This is a genomic window from Streptomyces sp. a15 (assembly GCF_059026085.1).
Window position 1 is genome coordinate 41,897 of the sequence record NZ_JBWLKM010000027.1, and the last position, 13,459, is coordinate 55,355.

Below are 13,459 nucleotides of genomic sequence, written 5' to 3' on the forward strand. Positions count from 1 at the left end.
CCGCTACCCCCTCGCCGCTCCGTCGCCGCGTGTCACTCCGGCTCGGTGGGCACCCGGACGTCGACGACGCAGACGTCGTCCCGCCGCTCGCCCTCCAGCAGCGCCGCGAGCAACGGGTTCAAAGAGCCGGGCTCGTCCGTGTGGTGGGCGACGACCGCCTCGGCGAGCCGCGCCAGGCCCAGGTCGATGCCCTCGGCGGGCCGCTCGACCAGCCCGTCCGTGTACAGCATCAGCCGGTCTCCGGGCTCCAGGCGGCACTCCGCCTCCTGGTACACCGGCGAGGAGCTCGCCCCGAGCAGCATCCCGCCCGGGCGGCCCAGATAGCGCGCCTCGCCGTCGCGCAGCAGCAACGGCGGCGGATGGCCCGCCTGCGCCCAGACCAGCCGGCGCTCGCCGGGGGTGTAGCGGGCCAGGACCATGGTCGCGGTGCCGTGGGAGTCGCGGGAGTGCAGCAGTAGCGCGTTGAGACGGGCGAGCGCACCGGTCAGTGACGAGCCGGTGATGACCATGCCCTTCGCTGTGAAGCGCAGCTGCGCCATCGTGGCGACGGCGTCGATGCCGTGCCCGGCGACGTCGCCGACCACGAACAGGGCGTCGCCGTCGGGCAGTTCGATGGCGCTGAACCAGTCGCCGCCGACATGGATCCCCGACTGGGCGGGCAGGTAGGCCACTTCGACGCGCAGGCCGGCCAGCCGCACCGGCCGGGTGGGCAGCGGCAGCAGCGCGTGCTGGAGCCGGGCGACGAGCGTCCGCTCGGCGCGCAGCACGAGGTGCTGGGTCAGGATCTCCTGCTCGCTCTTGACGAGGGCGAGTTCCGCGCTGCGCTGTGCGGTGAGGTCCTGGACGAAGCCGTGCACCTCGACGGGCGTGCCGTCGGCGGCCGGCACCGCCTCGGCGACGGCACGCAGATGCCGGACCCCGTCCGCCGTCCTGATCCGGAACGGGATGTCGAACGGACGCCCGTCGCGCACGAGTTCCCGGACGCAGCGGGCCAGCACCGGCACGTCCTCGGGCAGCGCGAGGCCCGGGAGGTCGGTGAGCTGGACCGGGCCGTGTGCGGGGTCCCGGTCCAGGATGTCGAAGACCTGGGACGACCAGTTGACCTCGTGGGTGACCAGGTTCCAGGTCGCCCAGCCCAGGTTGCCCAGCCGCTGCACGTCCGCCAGCCGCTGCTCCTGCCGGTCCGAGGAGTCCTGCCGGACCCAGGCGAGGACCAGCCCGCCGCCCAGCCGCGCCACCCGCACCGAGTACGTCGAGAGCTCCGCGGAACCGGCCACGACCTCCTGGTGGGCGAACGGCGGACCCTCGAACGGCTCCCCGGTCCGCAGCGTGCGCAGGCACCCGTGCCACAGCTCCTCGTCCGCCATGCCGGGGAAGCACTCCAGGATCCGGTGCCCGACCAGCTCGCGGCCGGTACGGCCTACGACGTCGACCGCGTCCGCCGTCGCCGCGTCGATGCGGTAGTCCTCGACCTCCCCCGAGGGGGCCGTCAGCGGGGAGAGCAGCATCGCCGCGCCCGGCAGCGCGTCGAACACCGCCTGGGCGGCACCGTCAGCGGCGTACTCCTGCCGGGCGCCGAACGCCCGGAGCCGGCCCGCGCACAGCCGGGCGACGGCGCGCAGGAGCTGCCGGACCGGCGGGGTGAAGGGCTCGCCGCGGCCGCGCAGGACGCCGATGCAGACCTCGGCGGTGTCCCCGGCCGGCACCGGCAGCCAGGCGCGCGAGCGCCAGCGCTCGGGCGGGTCCCCGATGAGGAGGTATCGCTCCCGGTCCGAGTCGATGTCCTCCAGCCAGCGCGGCTCCCGTGCCAGCAGCGCTTCCAGGGCGGCGATCCCGGTCAGCGGAGGCACCTGACGCCACTGGGCGGCCAGAGTGTCCTCGATGCCGGCGTGCCCGACGAGTTCCAGCCCGCCTGCGGGCAGGCGCCGGAAGATCATGACCGCGTCGGCGCCCGCCTCGGGCGCCAGGTGGTCCAGCAGGCACCGGGCGAGGTCCTGCGGGGTGCCGACGCGGACCAGGGCCTCGCCGAGCCGGCTGAGCGCGGCGAAGGCGTCGTCCGTGGCGTAGGTGCCGTGCGCTTCGAGGGTGTCCCGGGTGGCAGGCACGCCGGGCTTGGGAACGCCGACGGGGAAACCGGCGGGCTCGGAGAGAGGGGGCTCGGGCCGCGGTGGGGACTGGTGCAGCGGGGGCACCAGCCCGCCGAGGGTGATCCAGCACTCCTCCAGCAAGGTACGGTTCCCGGCCTTGGCGCGCTGCTGCAGCTCCTCGCCCGCGGCGTCCGGCGTGCAGCCGGTCAGCGCCATCAGGGCGCCTTTGGCCCGCTCCAGGACGGCCGATGTCGCCGCCTGGTCACGCAGCCGGTCCATCTCGGCATGCTGCCGGGCGACGACCTTGGCCAGCGCTGCCATGTCGGGCGCGGCGCCGGACTCGGCGGGGCTGGCGGGCTCGCTCGTCACGCGTTGAGCATCGCACATCAGGCGTGCTTCGATCGCGGCCTTGGAGGGAGATCGCACGCACCGGTGAAGCCGGGCGTCGGCGGGCTCGTTGACCCCCGCTGCCGCACCGTCCTCCCGCGCACCCGTCAGCGGTCCGGCGGCGGGTACAGCCACAGCCGCAGCAGGCGGCTCAGCCGTGGCATGACCAGGTAGGTCAGGGCCGGCAGCAGCACCGGGAACACGGCGGCACGCAGCGGCAGGGGCCAGGTCAACGCGCGCGGCGCCGCCAGCCACTGGATCAGGAACGTGAGCGGATAGGCGCCGAGGAAGGTGGTGAGCACCATCTTCCACCGGGGCGGGGCCTGCACGGTGGTGCCGGGCAGGGCGAACCAGGTCTCCAGTCCCGTCGTCGACTGCCGTTCACTGCCGATCTCGGTCGCGATGCCCTCGATCCGCTCGTGCCACGCGGCCCGCTCGTCCGACTCCAGCCAGGCGGCCAGCCGGTGCGGATCGGACCAGCGCAGCACCGCGTGGAAGAGGTGACCGTCCTCGGGCCGCAGCCAGGAGACGCCCTCGTTGCCGGGGAAGGCTCTGGCGCAGCGGGTGATCCCGTGCGTCCAGTGCTCGAACTCGTGCTCGTGGCCGGGGCGTACCCGCCAGGTGAGGACCGTGGTGACCGGATCGCCCCGCCGTACATCGGTGGTGCTCATGCTCACCACGTGTGCCACGGCAGACGCGCCTCATGCCCCTGGAAGGGTCAGCGTCCGTGCCCGTGCTCGATGAGGGCCTGGGTGACCGCCCGCACGCTGCGGGCGATGTGCTGCAGCTGCAGGACCTCCGCCGCGTACAGCTTGATCGTGTGTTCGATGACCGACTCCGGCATGCCGAGCCCGGGCAGGTCGGCCCGGGCGGTCTGCAGGGCGGTGCGGGCGACCCGGACCTCTTGCTGGACCTGGATCTGCGCGTGCCGGGCGAGCAGCACGGGGTGGCGGATCAGGGCCGGGTAGCTGGCGTAGCGGGCCGGCACCAGTTCGCGCAGCCACTTGGCCGCCGAGCGCTCCCAGTCGTAGCTGCCGGGGTTCTTGACCTGGCACGGCCAGTCCGGGCTGATCCGCGTGGTGGTTCGCGTGGTCGTCAGGGGCATGGTCATCGCTCCCGGGTGTGCGGCGTCGTGGGGGGTGGTCCGACGGTTTGGTGCGGCCCCGGTCCAGGGGATGACCGGGGCCGCCACGGGCGCTCGCGCAGGCGATGCCCGACCGAACACCCTGGGCGCCGACGCGGGTAGGAGACGGCGGCTTCAGGTGTCCGTGCAGAGGCCCGTGGCGTCAGACGGTGCCCGCGCGAGGTGTGGTGCAGCGTGCGCATGGGCGGACCGTCGTCTCTGTGCGGGCGGATGCGGGGTAGCGGAACGTGTGTCCCGGAATGGCCGGGGTGTGATCCCTGAGCAGTATTTATATATGCCGTCCGGTTTGCAAGACGCATGAAAACATTCATGCGGGATATGTGACGGATGACCCCCTTGTGCCCTGATGTGAGGGAAGTGGGTTTCAGTCCCGCAGGAAGAACTGGTGCTGGTCGGAGATCTGCTCGTAGTCCTCGAGCCGGGCCTGGGTGCGTTCCGGGTCGGCGTCGGTCATGGCCTGGAGCAGCGCGGCGGCCATCACGCCGGGCGCGGCGTAGGAGTCGAAGACCAGACGGGACCCGGTGCCGGTGGCGAAGACGACGTCCGCCTCGTCGGCCACCGGCCCGAGTGCCAGGTCGGTGATCAGGGCGACCTGGAGTCCGGCGCTGCGCGCGACCCGTACGGCGGTCAGGGTCTCCTGGGCGTGCCGGGGCATCGAGAACGCCAGGACCCAGGTGCCGCCCGCCTCGCGGGACTGGAGCAGGGCGTCGTAGGCGACGCTGCCGCCCCGGGTCACCAGCCGCACGTCCGGGTGGACCCGGCGCGCGGCGTAGGCGAAGTACTCGGCCAGGGACGCCGAGATGCGCAGGCCCAGGATGGTCAGCGGGGTCGACCGGGACAGTTTGCGGCCGATGTCGATCACCTGGTCGGGGTCGGCGAAGTCGCGTCGCAGGTTCTCCAGGTTGTCGATCTCCGCGTCGACCGCCGCCTGGAGTTCGTTGCTGCCGTTCTCCTCCGCCGCGGGGGGACCGCCCGCGAGGGTGCCGAGGGCGATCGTCTGGAGCCTCTCCCGTAGCGCGGGGTAACCGCTGAAGCCCACCGCCGCGGCGAAACGCGTCACCGACGGCTGGCTCACGCCGACGCGTTCCGCGAGATCGGTGATCGAAAGGAAGGCCGCCTCGGTGATGTGCTCGATCAGGTACTGGGCGATGCGACGCTGCCCAGGGGACAGCCGTGGCCGGTCGAACAGGCCCCTGAGCTGGGAAGTCGGGGAGGCCTCCGCTTCCGGTGCGGTCTTCCCCGAGGTGATCGCGGACGCCTGGGCGCGTGCCTGCTGCGGCGATGGCACGGCTGCGCCTCCTTTGTCTCCCACAGTGCCTCAACATAGCTCACACACCGTGGCGACCAGGGCTTGCGCGCAAGGGCCCGACGACCTGCCCGAGCGACGGACCGACCCGCCGAAAGGACGGATACGCGCGTTCCGCACGGGAACCCGCCCCCGCGACAGCCCTTCGGTGACGACCGGCGACGAGCTTCGAAACCGGCGGCACCCCGCAACCAGACCCTTCGGCAGGTGAGAGGCGAATGAGCGCACTCAGCGCGGTGGAACAGGCCCTGGAGAACCGGTGGGAGGCGCTGTGGGCGCGGGTCTTCGACAAGGAACCCGTCGAACTCGTCGACGCGCTGCGACGCGAGTGCGACAGCAACGTGGTCGTGTGCAGCGAGAGCAGGGTCGTGGTCCCCAACGCCTACGACATCGAACTCGCCGACTCCGTCCACGACGAACTCACGCGGCGGGGCACCAACGTGGGCCAGGCGCTCACCGACAGCCTGATGCGGCACGCCGAACACAAGGGCTACGAGTGGGCGGGCCCGCTCGCCGTGCACATCACGAGGTCGGCGCACGTGCCCAACGGCCGTTACCGCGTGGCCAGCAGCGTGATGTCGCATGTGAGCGCCGACGGTTTCCAGTACGCGGCCCACTAGGAGCGGAGGTCAGCGGCGATAGATGGTGATCGAATGGCCGACCTGGTCGATCGGACGACTGCTCTCGATCAACTCGGCCAGCCGGCCCTTCGCTTTGGCAACCGAGGAGTCCGACACGACCAGCAGTCCGCGCACCGCACCGCGGGGTACCGCAAGCGGATCGGACGCGTCGATGCCGTAGTACGACGGCACCCCGCTGCCCTTGTACACCAGCCAGACCCGCTCCCCCCGGTACCGCTCGCGCAGCCGGTCGGCGAGTCGGCCGAGGTCCTGGCCCCAGTCGACGTTGGAGTCGTGCAGCCTGAGCCGGGTCTTCGACGGCCCGCCGAACGCCTCGTTGGAGTACGGCAGATAGTAGGGGAACGTCCGCACGGAGCTGACCGCGACGAACAGCACCAGCGCCGCCGTCAGCACCGGCGCCCACCGCCACCGCACGACCAGGACACAGCCCGCCGCCACCGCCAGGAACATCGGCAGGAAGACGGCGTACCGGGTGCCGAAGTCCCGCGCCCCTTCCATGGAGGCCGCCAGCAGCACCGCGGACGGCAGCAGCAGGTACGGCGCCACGGGCCGCAGGCGTCGTACCGCCACCACCGCGACGGCACCGGCCGCCCACAGCGCGAGCATCCCGAGCGGCGTCTTCACCAGCAGCGCGACCGGCAGGTAGTACCAGAGGGACCCGGTGTACACCTGGCCGAACAGGAAGCCCTCCCACGGCCGGTTCTCCAGAGCGAACTGGATCCGCATCCCGTCCCGGAACGCCTCCGGGAACGGCAGCAGCTCCACCAGCAGCCCCCGCCGCCCGCGCACGACGGGCACATACTGCTGCGGCGACCAGCGCAGCAGCGGATCGACGGCCAGATACGACGCCCATACGACGGCCACGGCGACCAGCGCCACGACGGCGGCCGCCCCGGCCGCCCGCAGCAGCCGCGTCCGCCGATCCGCCGAACCCGAACCCGCACCCGCGCACCACATCGACACGGCGGCCAGCACCAGCAGCACCGGAAACGCCGCCAACGCGCTCATCTTCGTGGCCAGGGCCGCCCCGAGCGCCACTGAGGCGAGCGGCAGATACAGCCGAGGCCGTCGGCGTGCACGCCACAGCAGCCACACCGACGTCAGCAGGAACCCGGCCATCGGCACGTCGAGCGTGGCCAGCGAGCCGTGGGCGATGACGTCGGGGGAGAAGGCGTACAGGGCGAGCGCCGCCAACGCGCCCACCGGACCGGTGAGTTCACGGGCGAAGGCGAAGACGACCAGGCCGAACAGCAGCGTCAGCGCGATCACCGGAAGACGGGCCCAGAGCATCAGCTGGCCGGGGTCGTTGCCGGACTCGTACAGGAGGTGCTGCCCGAAGCGGCCCTGGCCGCCCGTGAAGGACGGATCGACGTGCGGGTCGGCCAGTGCCACGCCGACGGCGACGACCAGTTTGCCCAGCGGCGGGTGCTCGGGGTTGAAGCGCAGGCGGTGCTCGTGCAGATAGTCGGCGGCCGTCCCCACGTACACCGGCTCGTCGATGGTCGGGGTCTGCTGGACGGCGGTGGTCACCATCGCGGCGGCCATCTGGGCGAGCAGCACGACCACGAGGAGCGGCACCAGCCACCGTGTGCGGGACCGTGAACGCCACGCCGGCCGGACGTCGGGCGCCCCAGGGGCCGGCGTCAGGACCGGGTGCCGTTCGTGCGTCATCATCCGCCCCGCGGTGACACCGGGCGGGCGGTGGCGGGAGCGAAACAGGGGCGTCTCATGCGCCTACTCTGCATCAGCTCCCGCCACCGGGGGCGTTACCGCTTCAGGAGTCGTACCGACAGACCTTCCGCCGTGTGGACGGGTACGGCCCGCAGCGTGTCGGAGTTCAGCTCGACGCGGTCGAACTGGCCGCGCAGCACCGGGGCGCCGAGCACCCGGACCGTGCTGCCCGCGGCCGGCGGCCGCTTCGCGTCGAGGCTCAGCGACAGCGTGCTGCCCCGGCCGAGCACCGCCCGGCGCGTCACCTCCAGGACCGGCTCCTGACCCGAACGCAGCGTCACCTCCAGCGTGCCGGACTCCTGCGCGTACGTGCCGTGCACCTGCAGCGACTTGCCCAGCGTCAGTGTCCCGCCAGTCACCCGCACATCACCGTGACCCAGCGCGTGCGCCGAACCGGCGACCAGCACGCCGTCCTTGAGCACGGTGCCGCCCGTGTACCGGTTGTGGCCCGTCAGAGTCAGCGTGCCGGTGCCGCCCTTGGTCAGACCGCCGTCGCCGTCGATGTCGTTGCGCCAACTGTCGGCCGCCCGGAAACCGCCGGCCGCGGCGTCGAGCGTGACGGTCACGTCGGCGTCGAAGGAGCCGTAACCGTCCGCCGCGGCGAACAGGTTCAGGCGCCCCCACTGCTCGAAGCCGTCCAGCAGGACGTATCCGGAGGGCAGCGCGGTGGTCCGTAGCACCTCGCGGCGCTGGGCCGCGTCCAGGTACGGCAGCCGCGTCTCCAGCAGCACCTCGGCGCCCTTCGGCACGGTCAGCGGCTCGTTGCGACCGTGCCGGGTGAGCACGTAGGTCAACCGGGGCTTGACGGCACGCTCGTTGTCGTCCCGGTCGGCGTACGGGTCGGAGCCGTCCGAGTGGGCGTACGTGTACAGCGTGTCCGGCGTCGTACCGGTCTTCTCCTGGAAGTACGCCAGGGCCTGGGCGCGGGCCGCGGCCTTCAGGCCGGCGTTCGCCGGGTCGGCCAGCGCGGCGGCGGCCAGGGCGGTGGCCATGATCCGGCCGCCGAGGACGTCGACGGTGGAGTGCATGCCCGACATGATCCGGGTGTGGCTCAGCTCGAAGGCGCGGGTCACCAGCTCCTGGAACCGCTCGGGCACCGCGTACGCGAAGGCCAGGGCCGCCAGGTGGAAGGCGTTGGTGTGACCGCTGGGGAAGCCGCCGTCCTCGGCCGCGTTGGTGCTGCGCTGCCGCAGCAGCTGCGTGACGACGACCACCTCGGAGTCGTACACCGGGTAGCCGAGCGCGTCCTTCGCGCCGGTGTCGACGACCTCGCTGTCCTCGTTCATGCGCCACGGGCGCGGGTACTGGAACGTGAACTTGGCGGGGTTGCCCGAGGCGAACGGGCCGCGCACGGTGTCGACCAGCTTGGCGACCTGGCCGAGCGCCGAGTCGTAGGAGCCCGCGCCGACCGCGGAGCCCGCGGGGGCGCCGGCCGGGACGGCGTCGCTGATCGTGGTGGCCGGCGTGCCCTCGGGAGCGCTGGTGATCGAGGTGACCGCCTTGGCGCCCGCCCGGTACAGGTCGGCCAGCGGGCCGAGGGCCCCGATCATCGCGTAGCTCTGGTGCTGGCGGTCGTAGACGAACGCCTCCTTCGCCTGCGCCTCCGTGCGCGCGGCCGTGATGCGGGCGCAGTAGCGCATGTTGGCGCGCAGCACCTCGGGCATCAGCGGCGTGCCGGTGTTCCAGGCGTCGCCGGTCTTCCACACCTTGGCGAAGCCGCCGAGGGCGCGGACCACGGCGTTGGTCTCGGGCGTCGTGTTCGCGACGATGTTGGTCTTGTAGTCGTCGACGAACGCGGCGAAGGCCGTGGCCGCCTTCGCGTCGGTGGCGGCCAGCCAGGTGGCGAGCGTGGGCGCGGCCAGCACACCGGCCGAGGCACCGAGGGACGTCTTGAGGAACCCCCTTCGGTTCACGGCGCGGTCACGGAGCGACGAGGGGGAGGGGTGCCCGGCTGGTGACGGCATGCGTCTGCCTCTCTTGAGTTCATCGGCCCTGCGGCCGGGAGTAAGAAGAAGATGGTGCGATCGATGGCGGCTCGCGGGGCGACGCGTGGCATGAGGGCCGAATGCGCTTTCCCGAGCCGTACGAGCGAAGATCTACGGGCGAGTCGTGTCGGATCGGGGATGATCCGGCGTCCGCCACCTGTCATACGAGTGAACGGGCCATCGCCACCGCCCCCTCGACCGGCGCCACCGTCAGCGGCCTCGGCCGGGCCCCCGGCACCAGGGCGGCCAGGGACGACACGAAGGCGTCGTACAGGGCGGGTTGGGCGAGGACGGTACTGCCCGCGACCACCACGTCGTCGACGGCGACCCCGCGTGCCGCGAGTCGTCCGACGAGCGAGGCCAGCGCGCTGCCGCCCTCGGTGATGACCGTACGGGCGAGAGAGGAGCCCGCCTCGGCGGCGGTGAACAGCACGGGTGCGTGCCGGCCCCACTCGGCGGAGACGTCCGTGGCGTTCTCCAGTGCCGCCCCGAGCGCCGGTACCTCGGCGACGCCGAACGCGGCGATGAGGCCCTTGGCCAGTTCGTCGGGTTCCTCGCCGCGGTCGTGCGCCGCCCACACGGCCCGCGCGGCCTCACGGACCAGACCGGCCGAGCCGCCCTCGTCGCCGAGCAACGCACCCCAGCCGCCGACCTGGACGGGGCTGCCGTCGTCGAGCCGGCCGACCGCGACCGAACCGGTGCCGGCGACCAGACCGACGCCACGGTCCAGTCCCGCGGCGGGTACGAGGAGCTCGGCGTCGCCCAGAACCTGCGCGGGCGCGTCGAAGTGGAGTTGCAGCGCGGTGCGGATCTGGGCGCACTGCCGGGGCGTCTCGCAGGCGTGCCCGCCCACGGCGACGGCCGACGGGCGTGCGCCCGCCGGCAGCGCCTCGGCGACCAGCGCGGCCAGCCAGCCGGCCGCGGCCACGGGGTCGTGCGGCCGCCAGCCGCTGCTCGGCCGGACGCGATCGGCGACGGCCTGCTCGCCCGCGAAGGCGCGCAGGTGCGTCTTGGTGCCGCCCACGTCGATGCCGACCACGAGAGGGCACGAGGGGGAGTCCTGCACGGATCCTCTTTCGTCGTTGCGCTTGGCTGCGACGGTGGGCGAACCGTGCCTGGGGCAGGGGGAGTTGGGGAAATCGAAGAACTAGGGAAGCCCCGGGACGGGCCTCTGACGGACCACGGCAGGCGAGTACCGTGACGTTCGTTAGGAAGTTAACTAACGAAGTACAGTGCGTGTCAATAGGCATCGCACACTCGACCACCCAAGGGCCCGCCCGGCCGGCGCGGTGGGGAAATCCGCGACGCCAGGGCATCCCATCGCCGCTTCCCGCGAAGACGATCGACCCGGGAGCGCGGCCTTGACCTGTGTGGGAGAACTGTGGAACACGACGTGGCGAAAGCGCCCCGCCTGACCGAGAGCGCGAGCGCGGTGTTCGCCGTGCTCGCCGGGGCGGGCAGCGCGACCCGGCCGCAGCTCGCGAGCCTGGCGGGACTGTCCAAGCCGACGGTGTCCTCCGCCGTGGCGGAACTGGAGGGTGCCCGGCTCGCGGCCTGCTCGGGCACCTCCTCCAGCGGCACGGGCCGCTCCGCCGCCGTATACGGACTCGGACCGGCGGCCGGCGCCGTCCTCGCCGTCGACCTCGGACCCGCCCTCACCCGGGTGCGCGGCTGCGCCCTGGACGGCAGCCTGCTCACCCAGGCCACCGGCTCCCGGGCGGAGGCCGCCGACGTCGTGCGCGAGGCCCTCTTCGCGCTGCCCGCCGACGCCCCGCTGCGCACGGTCGTCGTCGCCGTCGGCGATGTCACCGCGCGGGAGAAGGAAGGCGCCGGTATGCGCCCCGCGACCGCCAAGGCCGGCCCCGTCTTCGACGCCATGGCCGTCGCACTGCCGTCGGGTGTTCCCCTCCACCTCGAGAACAACGTGAACTGCGCCGCCCTCGCCGAGCTGCACGAGGGCGCCGCGCGCGGTCACCACACCTTCGGCTACCTGCGCATCGGCGTGGGCATCGGCCTCGGCATCGTGATCGGCGGCCAGGTGTTGCGGGGAGCCAACGGCGCCGCCGGAGAGCTGGCCCGGCTGCCCTACCCCTGGGACGACGGCAGCGAGCCGCGCCAGGAGGCCCTGGAGGAGTACATCGGCGCCCGCTCGCTGCTGCGGCGGGCCGCCGAAGCCTGGCAGGGCACCGACGGACCGTGCCCCCGCACCGCCGAGCAGCTTTTCGCCCTCGCCGCCGAGGGCCGGGCCCCGGCCCGCACGGTCGTCGGCCGGCATGCCACGGACGTGGGCCGCCTCACCGCCGCGGTGACCGCCGTGCTGGACCCGGGACTGATCGTGCTGGGCGGCAGCACCGGCGCGGACCCGCAGCTCCTGCCCGGGGTACGGGCCGAGCTGGACCGGCTGAGCTGGCCCACCGAAGTGGTCAGCAGCACGGTCGGGGAACTCGGCACGGTCGTCGGCGCCTCCAGGCTCGCCGTCGCCCGGGGAGTCCAAACCGTGACCGAGCCCGCGCGGGCGAAGGATTGACGGCTTCCGACTCGGTCTGCCAATGTCCGGACAAGCGCTTTCTAAGTCGGCCGGGACGCCGACTCGGGGTGAGCCTCCCGCCCGTACGCGAAGTACGGCAGCCGCACGAGGGCGTGCTTGTGCGACGTCGGCCGTCATGGCCGGGGACCCCACCCGTCAAGGCGACGCGGCCGGGCGAGGCCGTGCCCCCGGAAAGCGAAATCCCCTGCACAATGCACCCGTGCCGCCTCGGCTGGCGCCGTGCTTCTTCTGCTACGACGAAAAGGGATCGAACATGACCAGTGTGGGTGTGCGGCGCTCCCGCCGACTCGGCCGCGGCGGTATACGCCGCCTGGTTCCCCTCGCTGCCGTGGCCACGGCAGGTGCCCTGTTGCTCTCCGCCTGCGGCGGGTCGGGATCCGACTCGGGCGGTAACTCCAAGTCGCTGACGTTCTGGATCTCCACGGTTCCGGGACAGGACGCGGGCTGGAAGAAGATGGTGGCGCAGTACAAGAAGGAAACCGGCGTCGACGTCAAGCTGGTCAACATCCCCTACGACGGCTACGACGCGAAGCTGCGCAACGCCGCGCAGGCGAACTCCCTGCCCGACGTGGCGGCCGTGCCGAAGCTGGACCCGATCTGGTCGAACAAGCTGATCGACCTCAGCTCCATCGCCAACGACAAGACCAACAAGATCAACGCCAACTTCGTCGCCAAGGACTCGTCCGGGAAGGTGCTGTCCATCCCCTCGGACGTCACCGCGTCCGGCATGTTCATCAACAAGTCACTCTTCGAGAAGGCCGGCGTCTCCTTCCCGACCTCGCCCCAGAAGACCTGGACCTGGACCGACTTCATCAAGGCGGCGAACGAGGTCCGGGAGAAGACCAAGGCCAAGTACTCCCTGACGTTCGACCAGTCGCCGTCCCGGCTCCGCGCCATGGTGTACGAGATGGGCGGGAAGTACGTCCACGCGGACTCCTCCGGCAAGTTCTCGGCGGACGCGGCGACCAAGAAGGCCGTGGACTACTTCGTCGGACTGAACGACGACAAGACCATGCCGAAGTCGGTGTGGACCAGCGGCGCCGACCCGTCGGCCATGTTCCAGAGCGGTGACGTCGTCGCTTACTGGTCCGGCGTGTGGCAGGTTCCCGCCTTCGCGGAGAGCATCAAGAAGTTCGAGTGGGCGAGCGTCCCGACTCCCGCCCAGCCGGTGCAGGCCAGCGACGTCAACAGCGGCGGCATGACGGTGGGCTTCAACAACAACGCCGACGCGGCCACCGCCGCGACGAAGTTCCTGTCCTGGCTGTACGAGCCGGCCCACTACCAGGCGCTGTGCGAGGCGTCCGGGTTCCTGCCGGTCGAGAGCGGTCTGAACCCGCAGTACCCCTTCAAGTCCGAGGCGGCGCAGGCGGCGTTCAAGCTGTACAACGAGTCGATCCCGCTCTACGACCCGATCTCCGGCTACTTCAACAGCGCGCAGACGAACTGGGTGCTGAAGGGCAAGAGCCTCACCGAGGACCCGACCAAGACGGAGCTCGGCAAGGCGATCAACGGCCAGCAGTCGGCCGACAAGGCCCTGCAGAACATCGTGGACGGCTACAACCAGCAGGTCGGCGGCTGAGCGTAGGCCGGCAGGCCCGGGCGGCGGGGTCGAGACACCGCCGCCCGGGCC

Annotated in this window: 10 protein-coding genes; 3 read left to right on the plus strand and 7 right to left on the minus strand. The window is 72.1% G+C overall.

What is annotated here, in order from left to right; genetic code table 11:
* Positions 1 to 32 precede the first annotated feature (32 nt).
* From AC5P09_RS26010 to AC5P09_RS26025, 4 genes are all read right to left on the minus strand, one after another.
* Positions 33 to 2,408 (minus strand): SpoIIE family protein phosphatase, encoded by a 2,376-nt coding sequence (locus tag AC5P09_RS26010; protein WP_493876241.1) that lies wholly within the window; start codon positions 2,406 to 2,408, stop codon positions 33 to 35.
* Positions 2,409 to 2,581: 173 nt separating this feature from the next.
* Positions 2,582 to 3,145, minus strand: coding sequence for an antibiotic biosynthesis monooxygenase (locus AC5P09_RS26015; protein WP_493876187.1), 564 nt, complete (start codon positions 3,143 to 3,145; stop codon positions 2,582 to 2,584).
* A gap of 47 nt (positions 3,146 to 3,192) precedes the next feature.
* Positions 3,193 to 3,585 carry a hypothetical protein gene (locus AC5P09_RS26020; RefSeq protein WP_266451322.1) on the minus strand — a complete coding sequence of 131 codons (393 nt, stop codon included), beginning with the start codon at positions 3,583 to 3,585 and terminating at the stop codon, positions 3,193 to 3,195.
* 397 nt (positions 3,586 to 3,982) lie between these two features.
* A complete protein-coding gene (locus AC5P09_RS26025; RefSeq protein ID WP_493876188.1) occupies positions 3,983 to 4,906 on the minus strand; it encodes a MurR/RpiR family transcriptional regulator in 924 nt (307 codons plus the stop codon).
* Positions 4,907 to 5,142: 236 nt separating this feature from the next.
* On the opposite strand from AC5P09_RS26025, the gene AC5P09_RS26030 reads away from it, so the two are divergent.
* Positions 5,143 to 5,544 carry a DUF3662 domain-containing protein gene (locus AC5P09_RS26030; protein ID WP_493876189.1) on the plus strand — a complete coding sequence of 134 codons (402 nt, stop codon included), beginning with the start codon at positions 5,143 to 5,145 and terminating at the stop codon, positions 5,542 to 5,544.
* A gap of 9 nt (positions 5,545 to 5,553) precedes the next feature.
* On the opposite strand, the gene AC5P09_RS26035 is transcribed toward AC5P09_RS26030, so the two are convergent.
* The 3 genes from AC5P09_RS26035 to AC5P09_RS26045 all read right to left on the minus strand — a co-directional run bounded on the left by AC5P09_RS26035 (position 5,554) and on the right by AC5P09_RS26045 (position 10,347).
* Complete coding sequence (locus AC5P09_RS26035) at positions 5,554 to 7,239, minus strand: phospholipid carrier-dependent glycosyltransferase (protein WP_493876190.1); 1,686 nt, start codon at positions 7,237 to 7,239, stop codon at positions 5,554 to 5,556.
* Between the two features lie 92 nt (positions 7,240 to 7,331).
* Positions 7,332 to 9,260 (minus strand): phosphatase PAP2 family protein, encoded by a 1,929-nt coding sequence (locus AC5P09_RS26040; protein ID WP_493876191.1) that lies wholly within the window; start codon positions 9,258 to 9,260, stop codon positions 7,332 to 7,334.
* 181 nt (positions 9,261 to 9,441) lie between these two features.
* Positions 9,442 to 10,347 (minus strand): N-acetylglucosamine kinase, encoded by a 906-nt coding sequence (locus AC5P09_RS26045; RefSeq protein WP_493876192.1) that lies wholly within the window; start codon positions 10,345 to 10,347, stop codon positions 9,442 to 9,444.
* Between the two features lie 327 nt (positions 10,348 to 10,674).
* On the opposite strand from AC5P09_RS26045, the gene AC5P09_RS26050 reads away from it, so the two are divergent.
* Both AC5P09_RS26050 and AC5P09_RS26055 read left to right on the plus strand, forming a co-directional pair.
* Entirely contained in the window at positions 10,675 to 11,808 is a 1,134-nt protein-coding gene (locus AC5P09_RS26050; RefSeq protein ID WP_493876193.1) for an ROK family transcriptional regulator, read from the plus strand.
* Between the two features lie 274 nt (positions 11,809 to 12,082).
* A complete protein-coding gene (locus AC5P09_RS26055; protein ID WP_493876194.1) occupies positions 12,083 to 13,408 on the plus strand; it encodes an ABC transporter substrate-binding protein in 1,326 nt (441 codons plus the stop codon).
* Positions 13,409 to 13,459: the final 51 nt, after the last annotated feature.

What these genes read in the sequence shown, in the direction of transcription:
- AC5P09_RS26010 (WP_493876241.1), bottom strand. Translation starts at nt 2,408, where the DNA reads ATGGCAGCGCTGGCCAAGGTCGTCGCCCGGCAGCATGCCGAGATGGAC.
- AC5P09_RS26015 (WP_493876187.1), bottom strand. Translation starts at nt 3,145, where the DNA reads ATGAGCACCACCGATGTACGGCGGGGCGATCCGGTCACCACGGTCCTC.
- AC5P09_RS26020 (WP_266451322.1), bottom strand. Translation starts at nt 3,585, where the DNA reads ATGACCATGCCCCTGACGACCACGCGAACCACCACGCGGATCAGCCCG.
- AC5P09_RS26030 (WP_493876189.1), top strand. Translation starts at nt 5,143, where the DNA reads ATGAGCGCACTCAGCGCGGTGGAACAGGCCCTGGAGAACCGGTGGGAG.
- AC5P09_RS26035 (WP_493876190.1), bottom strand. Translation starts at nt 7,239, where the DNA reads ATGATGACGCACGAACGGCACCCGGTCCTGACGCCGGCCCCTGGGGCG.
- AC5P09_RS26040 (WP_493876191.1), bottom strand. Translation starts at nt 9,260, where the DNA reads ATGCCGTCACCAGCCGGGCACCCCTCCCCCTCGTCGCTCCGTGACCGC.
- AC5P09_RS26055 (WP_493876194.1), top strand. Translation starts at nt 12,083, where the DNA reads ATGACCAGTGTGGGTGTGCGGCGCTCCCGCCGACTCGGCCGCGGCGGT.